Raw genomic sequence first — 9,177 nt, forward strand, 5'->3', positions numbered from 1 at the left:
TCACTTGATCCACCCAAACGACCGGAGCCCTCAATGGAAAAGCCATCCCTTGCGAATGGCGATGTCGTTGACTTATCGCTGACCTTAGCCTCAGAACTGCCGGCCAGCTGGCCCGGTGCCGTCCCGTTCCGCCACTTTACGGAACATTGGTTCAAGGAGGAGTCCAACGAGAGCCAGATAGTGCTCTGCAATGACGGCGGCCCATATCGGTCCCACCTAATGATCCTCGACGAACACTCTGGGACTCACTTCGACGCGCCTGCGCACTTTGTTCCGCCTTCGAGGTCGGGCCTTCCGAATGCCTCGCATTTCGGGGACGTGTCAGGTGAGGTTGTGCCCCTCGATCAATTCCGGGGAAGATCGCGCATCCTTGACGCACGGCATATCAAGTTGTCCGAGCACCCTGGAGAAAGTGTTGAGGTGGACCTAGGCCGGGTGGTGGAGTGGGAGAGGGAAACTCGTAGCCTCGAGGGAGGTGACGTCGTTCTTCTGTTGACAGGCTGGGATAAGCGATACGTACGGGGACCCGCGGGAAGAAGCTATGTTCACAACTCGATCGTCTCGTTGACAGAACCAGCTTGGCCCGCCTTCACACCCGCCGCCATGGGTTACCTTGCGGACTCGGGTGTTCGGTGCGTCGGCACCGATGCCCCGAGCATGGGTGCGGCGCATGATGCCGCACCCACCCACCTCGCCGGGCTTGGGCGCGGCATGGTCTTCGTCGAGTGCCTGGCAAATCTCGACCTCATTCTCGACGTTCCGAGCATCTTCATGTTCGCACCTGTTAAAGTTGCGCGATCGTCTGGCGGCCCAGGCCGTGCGTACGCCGTCGTGGGTGCATGAAACCAAAGGATGCCCACAGAACGTCCCGACATGTGCTTGACGGTGAACACGATGCCGTTGTCGGTCAGCGTCGAGAAGGGTTTCCGTGGGTTTCTGCGCGGAAGGTGGTGACGACGATCGGGTGGTCACGGCTCGGTGTGCTGTGACGCTGATGGCGTATCGGGTGCAGTCGTCGAGGAAGTCAGGATCTCGGTGTTGGTGCCGTCGTCGAGTCTGTTGTGGCTGAAGTCGGACTGCCAGCACTCGTTCGGCAGGTCAGCTTCGAAGTGATTGTAGGAGGACTTCGGCCGCTTCTTCGGCTCGGGCTCGACCAGGCCGGCGCGCTTCAAGGTGCGCCAGATGCTCGACGCGGAGACCGTGACGTGGTGGTGGTGCTGCAGGTGCCAGGCGATTGTGGGTCCCCGGCGTCGAGCCGCTTCGCGGTGGGCCGGTGACGCAACTCGAGGATCAGCTCGACCATCGAGGGTGCGAGGCAATTCGGGCTGGACCGCGGCCGCGAACGTGGCTGGAACGCCGCATCACCCTCGCGCAGACGAGCCTTCGACACCCCTCAGAGCGTGGCCGAGAGTTTCCTATGTCCTGAAACTGGACACCCCCTCGCGCACACGAAGGCCCCGGCTCCGTCCGGGCCCTTTCCGTTGCCTCAGTAACGTCGGCGGGTCGACCTAGGCTGAGCCCCATGCGCGCCTCGGACCGATTCGGCGGGACAGCCGTCGCCTCGGGGATGGTGGTCGCGGGGCTGATCTGCCAGGAGGTCGGCGCCGGGGTTGCCGTGCTGCTGTTCCCGTCGACCGGACCCGTTGGCACGGTGACGCTGCGCCTGGTCTTTTCGGCGGTGCTGCTGCTCGCGATCTTCCGCCCGCGCTTTCGAGGCAGAACGCGCGCGGACTGGCTCACGGTTGCCGGGTTCGGAGTCGTACTCGGCGCGATGAACGTGCTCTTCTACCTCGCCCTCGACCGGCTGCCGCTCGGGCCGACGGTCACGATCGAATACCTCGGCCCGCTCGTGCTCTCGGTCCTGGTCGCACGCCGCGCCTCGGCCTGGCTCTGGGCGGCCCTCGCGTTCGCCGGGGTGGCGTTGCTCGGACGCGGCGGGTTCGACCACCTCGATCCGATCGGGGTCGGGTTCGCCGCCGCCGCCGGGGTGCTGTGGGTCGGCTACATCCTGATGTCGGCGCGCACCGGCAAACGCTTCGCCCGCCTCGACGGCCTCGCCATCGCGGCGGCGATCGGCGGGCTCGGGGTGCTGCCGTTCGGCATCGCGACGGCCGGTTCGGCGTTCCTCGATCCGTCGGTGCTGCTGTTCGGGCTCGGGGTCGCCGTGCTGTCCTCGGCGATTCCCTATGGGCTCGAGCTGCTCGCCCTGCGCCGGTTGCCCGCCGACGCCTTCTCGATCCTGTTGAGCCTGGCCCCCGCGCTCGCGGCCGGCGCCGGGTTCGTGGTGCTGCACCAGACTCTGGAGGTCTGGGATCTGGTCGCGATCGCACTCGTCGTCGTCGCCTCGATAGGCGCCGTGCGGGCGGCGAACCGTCGGCGGGAGCACCTGCCTCCGGCCGGTGAGATCACGCCGTAGCGGCGGGCGCGTCCTTCGTCACCGGCACGCGACCGCGGATGAGGAAGCCGAACGCGAGGGCGACGAAGAACATCAGCACCCCGTAGATCGCGGCGGGCAGCGACATCTCGACGCTGCCGATGACGGTCTGCGCGATGACGATCGCGAGGGTGGCGTTGTGGATGCCGATCTCGAACGCGCTCGCGACCGCCTGCCGGGGTTCGACGCGGAACAGCCGCGGCACGAAGAACCCGATCGTCAGGCTGAGAGCGCAGAACAGGACCGTGATGCCGGCGAGCGCGCCGAGGTTGGGGAAGAACAGGTCGCGGTTGGCGACGAGCGCCCCGACGATGACGATCGCGAGGATGATCATCGACCCGATGCGCACCGGCGTGTTCATGCGGTCGGCGAAGCGCGGCCAGAGCCGGCGCACGAGCATGCCGAGCAGCACCGGTACGAGCACGATGAGGAAGACCTCGACGGCTTTGTTGAACTGGATGCCGAGCCCCTCGGACTCGGGCAGGAAGATCGAGATCGCGAGGTTCGTCAGCAGCGGCAGCGTGAACAGCGCCACGATCGAGTTGATCGCCGTCAGGGTCACGTTGAGTGCGACATCCCCGCGGAACAGGTGCGAGTAGAGGTTTGCCGTCGTGCCGCCCGGCGACGCCGCGAGCAGCACCATGCCGACCGCGAGGATCGGCGGCAACCGGAACAGCACCACCAGCCCGAAGCACAGCGCGGGCAGCAGCACGAGCTGGCAGGCGAGCGCGACGAGCACCGCCTTGGGATGCTTCCCCACCCGGGCGAAGTCGGCGGGCGTGAGCGAGAGGCCGAGCCCGAACATGATGATGCCGAGGGCGACCGGGAGGCCGATGGTTGTCAACGCTGACATGCGCACATCGTGGCAGAGCGGCCGGTCGACAGCGAGCATCTAACGTGGTCAGGTGCTGAACGTCACGGCCTACGCCGCCGCATCCCCCACCGCCGACATCCTGCCCACCACGATCGAGCGTCGCGATGTCGGCCCCGACGACGTGCTCATCGAGATCAAGTACGCCGGCATCTGCCACTCCGACATCCACACCGTGCGCGGGGATTGGGGCGCGCAGACCTACCCGCTCACCGTCGGTCACGAGATCGCGGGTGTCGTGGCGGAGGTCGGGTCGGCGGTCACGAAGTGGGCGGTCGGCACCTCAGTTGGCGTGGGGTGCATGGTGAACTCCTGCCGGGAGTGCGCCAACTGCCGCGCGGGCCTCGAGCAGTACTGCGAGGGCGGCAACGTCGGCACCTACGGCAGCATCGACCGCGACGGCACGGTGACGCAGGGCGGCTACTCGACCCACATCGTCGTCGACCAGGACTTCGTGCTGCGCATCCCCGAGGCGATCGACCTCGCCGTGGCGGCGCCCCTGCTCTGCGCGGGCATCACGACCTACTCGCCACTGCGGCACTGGAACGCGGCGCCCGGCCGCAAGGTCGCCGTCGTCGGGATGGGCGGGCTCGGCCACATGGCGGTGAAGCTCGCCCACGCGCTCGGCGCCGAGGTGACGGTGCTCTCGCAGACGCTGTCGAAGGAGGCCGACGGGCGCGCGTTCGGCGCGACGCGCTACTTCGCGACGAGCGACCCCGCCACGTTCAGCGAGCTCACGAACGAGTTCGACCTCATCATCAACACCGTCTCGGCCGAGATCGACATGAGGGCGTACCTCTCGCTGCTGCGGCTCGACGGTGTACTCGTCAACGTCGGGGCCCCGCCCGAGCCGCTGCCGGTGCCCGTGTTCGCGCTGTTCACCAACCGGCGCTCGTTCGCCGGCTCGAGCATCGGCGGCATCGCCGAGACCCAGGAGATGCTCGACTTCTGCGCCGAGCACGGCGTCGTGCCCGAGACGGAGCTGATCGCGGCCGACCAGATCACCGAGGCGTGGCTGCGCGTGTTGAAGTCCGACGTGCGCTACCGCTTCGTGATCGACGTCGCGACGATGGTCTGACCCGCAGGCGTCGGCGGGCTCAGCTCGGGTAGGTGAGCCCGATCTGTCGGCGGATCTCGTCGAGGGTCTCCATGATCGCGACGGTTTCCGACGGCGGCAGGATGTCGCCGGCGAGCTTCCCCGAGGCGACGATGCGCTCCAGTTCGGCCGCCTGGAAGTTCATGCCGCGCCCCTCGGCACGCTCGTCGAAGCGCTCGACGACCTGGCCATCCCGGTCGTAGCGGGTGAACGCCACCTGGTTGTACCAGACCGAGTCGATCTCGATGCGGCCGTCGGTGCCGACGATCGCCGCGCGGTTCGGGCCGGTGCCGCTCATCTGGGTGTGCAGCACGGCATGGGCGCCCGACGGGTAGCCGAGGATGACCGCAGTCTCTCGGTCGACACCGGCCGCCGTCATGGTGGCATGGGCGATGACGGTGTCGGGGGCACCGAAGACGTCCCAGGCGAACGACACGGGGTAGATGCCGAGGTCGAGCAGGGCGCCGCCGCCGAGCTCGGGCTTGTGCATTCGCTCGACGTGCTCGTTCTTCTGGTCGTGGTCCGCGAGCACGGTGCGCACGTCACCGAGCAGGCCTTCGGCGAGGATCTCGCGGATGCGCACCATGTGCGGCAGCCAGCGTGTCCACATCGCTTCGAGCACGACGAGGTTCTTCGAGGCGGCGAGGTCGACGAGTTCGCGTGCCTCGGCGGCATCCATCGTGAACGGCTTCTCGACCAGCACGTGCTTGCCGCTCTCGAGCGCGATGCGTGCACTCGCTGCGTGGGCCGGGTGCACCGTCGCGACGTAGATCGCATCGACGTTCGGGTCGGCCGCCAGTTCCTGGTAGCTGCCGTACGCGGTGGAGATCCCGAATTCGGCGGCGAACGCCTGCGCCTTCGCGAGGTCACGAGCCCCGACTGCGGTGATCGTGAAGCCGTGCCGTTGCATGTCGCTGACCTGCATACCGGCGATCCAGCCCGCTCCGAGGATGCCCCAGCGAAGTCCCTTATTCGTCATACCTTCAGCTTGGCATCTCCTCGGTCGTTTCCGGGCGGAGTACCGTGGCGCCATGCTTCCCCTGCCCAACCTCCTCGCATTCCTGGCAGCCGCGGTCGTGCTCGTGATCATGCCCGGCCCGACGGTGCTGTTCGTCGTGGGGCGATCGCTCGCGCTCGGGCGCCGCGGTGGGTTGCTCAGCGTGCTCGGCAACGCGATCGGCATCGTGCCGATCATCGTCGCGGTGTCGTTCGGCGTCGGGGCGCTCATCACCCAGTCGCTCGTGCTCTTCACGATCCTGAAGTTCGCCGGGGCGGCCTACATCGTCTTCCTCGGCATCCAGGCGATCCGGCATCGCAAGCGCACCGCCGAGAACATGACGGCGGGGGTCGCGCCCAAGTCGACCCGGCGGATGCTCGGCGAAGGCTTCGTCGTCGGCATCACCAACCCGAAGACGATCGCGTTCTTCGTGGCCGTGCTGCCGCAGTTCGTCGCGCCCGAAGCCGGCTGGGTGCCCGGGCAGATGCTGCTGCTCGGCGGCATCTTCCTCGTGCTCGCGCTGCTCAGCGACGGCGCATGGGCGCTCGCCGCCGGCTCGGCACGCGACTGGTTCGCGCGGTCGCCGAAACGCATCGAGCGGCTCGGCGCGACCGGCGGCGTGATGATGATCGGGCTCGGCGGCGTGCTCGCCGTGACGGGAGCGAAGGAGTAGGGCGCTACTCGACCACCGAGACGGACACCGTGTGGTGGCCGGTGGCGCCGTCGGGGGCGACGCCGGCGAGGTCCGCGGTCTGCACCTCGCCGTCGGCGCTCGTGGCGCGCACCTTCAGCACGTGATCCCCGGGGGCGGCATCCCAGACATAGCGCCACTGCACCCAGGTGTCGTCGGAGATCGCCGACGCCAGTTCGGCATCCCGCCACGGCCCGTCGTCGACCGAGACCTCGACCGCGGCGATGCCGGTGTGCTGGTGCCAGGCGACGCCCGCGACGACGACCTCGCCCACGGCGACCTGACCGCGCGGCACGTCGATGCGCGACGAGATCTTCACCGGGCCGCGGGCGCTCCAGCCGCGGTCGGTCCAGTAGCCGCGGGCCTCGTCGAACCGGGTGACCTTCAGCTCGGTCACCCACTTCGTCGCCGAGACATAGCCGTAGAGCCCGGGCACGACCATGCGCACCGGGAAGCCGTGTTCGAGGGGCAGCGGCTCGCCGTTCATGCCGACCGCGAGGATCGCGTTGCGGTCATCGGTGAGCGCCTCGATCGGGCTGGATGCGGTGAACCCGTCGGAACTCACCGAGAGCACCATGTCGGCGCCGCTCGTCGGCTTCGCGCGGGCGAGCAGTTCGCGGATCGGGTAGCCCAGCCACAGAGCCGTGCCCACCAGGTCGCCGCCGACCGGGTTCGAGACGCACATCAGCGTCGTGTAGCTCTCCTCGAGCGGCAGCGCGATGAGCTCGTCCCAGGTGAGTTCGACCTCGTTCTCGACGAGACCGTGGATGCGCAGGCTCCACTGGGCGGGGTCGAGATTGGGCACCTGGAGCGCCGTGTCGATGCGGTAGAAGTCGGCGTTCGGCGTGATCACCGGGGTGAGGCCGTCGACGTCGAGCTCGGCCCCCGCCGGTACCGGGGCGGCCGCGACCTCGGGCTGCGGCAGGGCGAAGGTCTCGCGCACCGCGGTGACCACCCGGGCCCCGGACGCCAGCGCGTATCCGCCGATCGCCGCGAGCGCGCCGACCGCACCCACCCCGCCGGCCCAGGTGAGGAACCGCCGCCGGCTCAGGTCACCCTCGCGCGGCTGCGGCGCGGGCAGCTGCCCGAGCAGGGCGGTGAGCACCAGGGTGGCCGCGACGGTCGCGACCGTGGCGGGAACGGCATCCACGACGGATGCGCCCGCCCGCGTCACCGCCGCGACGATGCCGAACACCCCGCCGGCGGCGATGAGCAGCCGCGCGAGCAACGGGTTCCGGCTCTGCAGCACCCCGGCGGCTGCGGCGAGCACGAGCAGCACCAGCCCGATCCCCACCAACAGCGCCACCTTGTCGGCCGTGCCGAAGAGGGCGATGGCGGCATCCTTCGCCCACGGCGGGGCGAGATCGATGAGCAGCGCGCCGACCACGAGCAGCGGGCTCGCCCGCGGGGCGAGCAGGCCGGCGACGAGCTCCGCGACGCCGAGGCCGAACGCCACCGCGGCGACCCCGGCGATCGCGGGGAAGAGCCACGCTCGGGTGCGCCGATCGGCCATGGTCTGCAGAATACGCGCGCTACGGCGTCGGATGCCGGGCGTCGTAGTCGCGGAACGAACTCTGGGCCCGCACGAGCACCGCGATCAGCCCGATGATCAGGATGCCGCCGAGCACCGGCGGGAACCACAGCGCCACCGCGGCCGCGAACACCCCGATGTAGAGGTCGCCGATGCGCGGGCCACCCGTGACGACGACGATGAAGATGCCCTGCAGTCGCCCGCGCATCTCGTCAGGGGAGGCCATGAGCAGCATCGTGCCGCGGAAGATCGCGCTGATCTCGTCGCTCGCCCCCATGCCGAGCAGGGCGAGCGCCGCGAGGCCGAGGGCGACCGGGTTGACCTCGCCGAAGTCCTCGCCGACGTCGGCGACCCATCCCTGAGCGAGGCCGATCTGCATGCCGAGCACCGTGAGACCGAACAGCAGCGCGAAGCCGCCGTAGACGGTGATCGCGCGCCCGACGGCGAGACCGTGCCGGTGCACGTGCCCGACCGGCCCGCTGAACAAGCTCGCGAGGAAGGTGCCCACCGCCATCGCCGCGGTGAGCACGCCGACCGTCACCGGCCCGCCGCCGAACACGAGCACGCCGAGGGCGGGGAACAACACGTGCGGTCGCCCGAACGCCATCGCGACGATGTCGACGATGAACGACATGCGGATGTTGGGGGCGCTGCGCAGGAACTCGACGCCCTGCTTGAGCGACTTCCACCCGGGGCGCTCGGCCCCTTCGGAGGGCGACATGCGCGGCAGCGTGATGATGCCGAGGAACATCGTCGAGAACAGCAGCACGTCGACGAGGTAGGTCCAGCCGAAGCCGACACTCGCGACGAGCACGCCCGCGAGCGCCGGGCCGAGGGTGAGCTGGATGCCGAACGCGATGCCGTTCAGCGCGCTCGCCGCGGGCACCAGCTCGCCGGGGAGGAGCCGGGGAGTGACCGACTGCCGGGTCGTCATCTGCACCGTCGAGGCGACCGAGCCGAGGGTCGCGAGCAGGTAGAGCGGCCAGACCGGCACGTCGCCCTCGGCGAGACCGGTGTCGTACCAGGCGATCAGCGCGAGACCGATCGTCGAGCTCCAGCCGACGAGGGCGCTCACGAGCAGCACCAGCTTGCGGTCGAAGGCGTCCGCGATCATGCCGCCCCAGAGGCCCGCAATGATCATCGGCACGAGACCGATGCCGCCGACGAGCGAGACCGCGAAGGTCGACCCGGTGATGTCGTAGATCTGCAGACCCACCGCGACGATCGTGAGCTGTGCGCCGATGCCCGAGATCGCGCCGCCGAACCAGAGCCGCGCGAACGCGGGTGAGACGCGCAGGGGAGTGGTGTCGACGAACCGGCGGCGCTTCGGCGGCGTCTCGTCGGTCACCCGGTCGAGCGTACTGGCGGGAGTTCCGCGGTCGCTGTCCGTTGTTCCATAGGCCGGAAGGCGGGCGCGCTTCTAGCGTGGAGTCAGTGTCAGGGTGACATTGCCGCGTTGCGGTGGTTGGCTCCTGATCACTGGGTGTCTGGCTCTTAGCGTGGGTGCCGCCTTCGGGCTGGCGAGCATGCGTTTTGCCGACGCCCGGTGTGATGGAC

At 69.0% G+C, this 9,177-nt stretch carries 9 protein-coding genes; 4 read left to right on the plus strand and 5 right to left on the minus strand.

Translation table 11 applies throughout. The annotated features are described in order from the left end of the window. Window positions 1-33: 33 nt before the first annotated feature. Complete coding sequence (locus IE173_RS15700) at window positions 34-843, plus strand: cyclase family protein (protein WP_191284311.1); 810 nt, start codon at window positions 34-36, stop codon at window positions 841-843. Between the two features lie 125 nt (window positions 844-968). Here IE173_RS15700 and IE173_RS14900 read toward each other — a convergent pair whose 3' ends face one another. Next, the gene (locus IE173_RS14900; RefSeq protein WP_191284312.1) at window positions 969-1,172 is read right to left on the minus strand and encodes a hypothetical protein; all 204 of its coding nucleotides are present in this window, start codon (window positions 1,170-1,172) and stop codon (window positions 969-971) included. Window positions 1,173-1,522: 350 nt separating this feature from the next. Here IE173_RS14900 and IE173_RS14905 point away from each other — a divergent pair, with 350 nt between their 5' ends. Further along, complete coding sequence (locus IE173_RS14905) at window positions 1,523-2,416, plus strand: EamA family transporter (protein WP_191284313.1); 894 nt, start codon at window positions 1,523-1,525, stop codon at window positions 2,414-2,416. On the opposite strand, the gene IE173_RS14910 is transcribed toward IE173_RS14905, so the two are convergent. Continuing rightward, a complete protein-coding gene (locus IE173_RS14910) occupies window positions 2,406-3,287 on the minus strand; it encodes a bile acid:sodium symporter family protein (protein WP_191284314.1) in 882 nt (293 codons plus the stop codon). The two genes, IE173_RS14905 and IE173_RS14910, sit on opposite strands and share 11 nt — an antisense overlap. 52 nt (window positions 3,288-3,339) lie before the next feature. Here IE173_RS14910 and IE173_RS14915 point away from each other — a divergent pair, with 52 nt between their 5' ends. Further along, a complete protein-coding gene (locus tag IE173_RS14915) occupies window positions 3,340-4,383 on the plus strand; it encodes an NAD(P)-dependent alcohol dehydrogenase (RefSeq protein WP_191284315.1) in 1,044 nt (347 codons plus the stop codon). 19 nt (window positions 4,384-4,402) lie between these two features. Here IE173_RS14915 and IE173_RS14920 read toward each other — a convergent pair whose 3' ends face one another. Next, window positions 4,403-5,380: a Gfo/Idh/MocA family protein gene (locus IE173_RS14920; protein ID WP_191284316.1), complete on the minus strand. Its 978-nt coding sequence runs from the start codon at window positions 5,378-5,380 to the stop codon at window positions 4,403-4,405. A 52-nt stretch (window positions 5,381-5,432) separates the two neighbouring features. Between IE173_RS14920 and IE173_RS14925 the strand changes: the two genes are divergently transcribed. After that, the gene (locus tag IE173_RS14925) at window positions 5,433-6,071 is read left to right on the plus strand and encodes a LysE family translocator (RefSeq protein WP_191284317.1); all 639 of its coding nucleotides are present in this window, start codon (window positions 5,433-5,435) and stop codon (window positions 6,069-6,071) included. Between the two features lie 4 nt (window positions 6,072-6,075). On the opposite strand, the gene IE173_RS14930 is transcribed toward IE173_RS14925, so the two are convergent. Together IE173_RS14930 and IE173_RS14935 are read right to left on the minus strand one after the other, a co-directional pair. Next, complete coding sequence (locus IE173_RS14930; protein WP_191284318.1) at window positions 6,076-7,602, minus strand: molybdopterin-dependent oxidoreductase; 1,527 nt, start codon at window positions 7,600-7,602, stop codon at window positions 6,076-6,078. 19 nt (window positions 7,603-7,621) lie between these two features. Further along, window positions 7,622-8,968, minus strand: a complete 1,347-nt coding sequence (locus IE173_RS14935; protein ID WP_191284319.1) for an MFS transporter — start codon at window positions 8,966-8,968, stop codon at window positions 7,622-7,624. Between the last annotated feature and the right edge of the window lie 209 nt (window positions 8,969-9,177).

Source organism: Pseudolysinimonas yzui, from assembly GCF_014653215.1.
Classification (GTDB): Bacteria; Actinomycetota; Actinomycetes; order Actinomycetales; family Microbacteriaceae; genus Pseudolysinimonas_A; species Pseudolysinimonas_A yzui.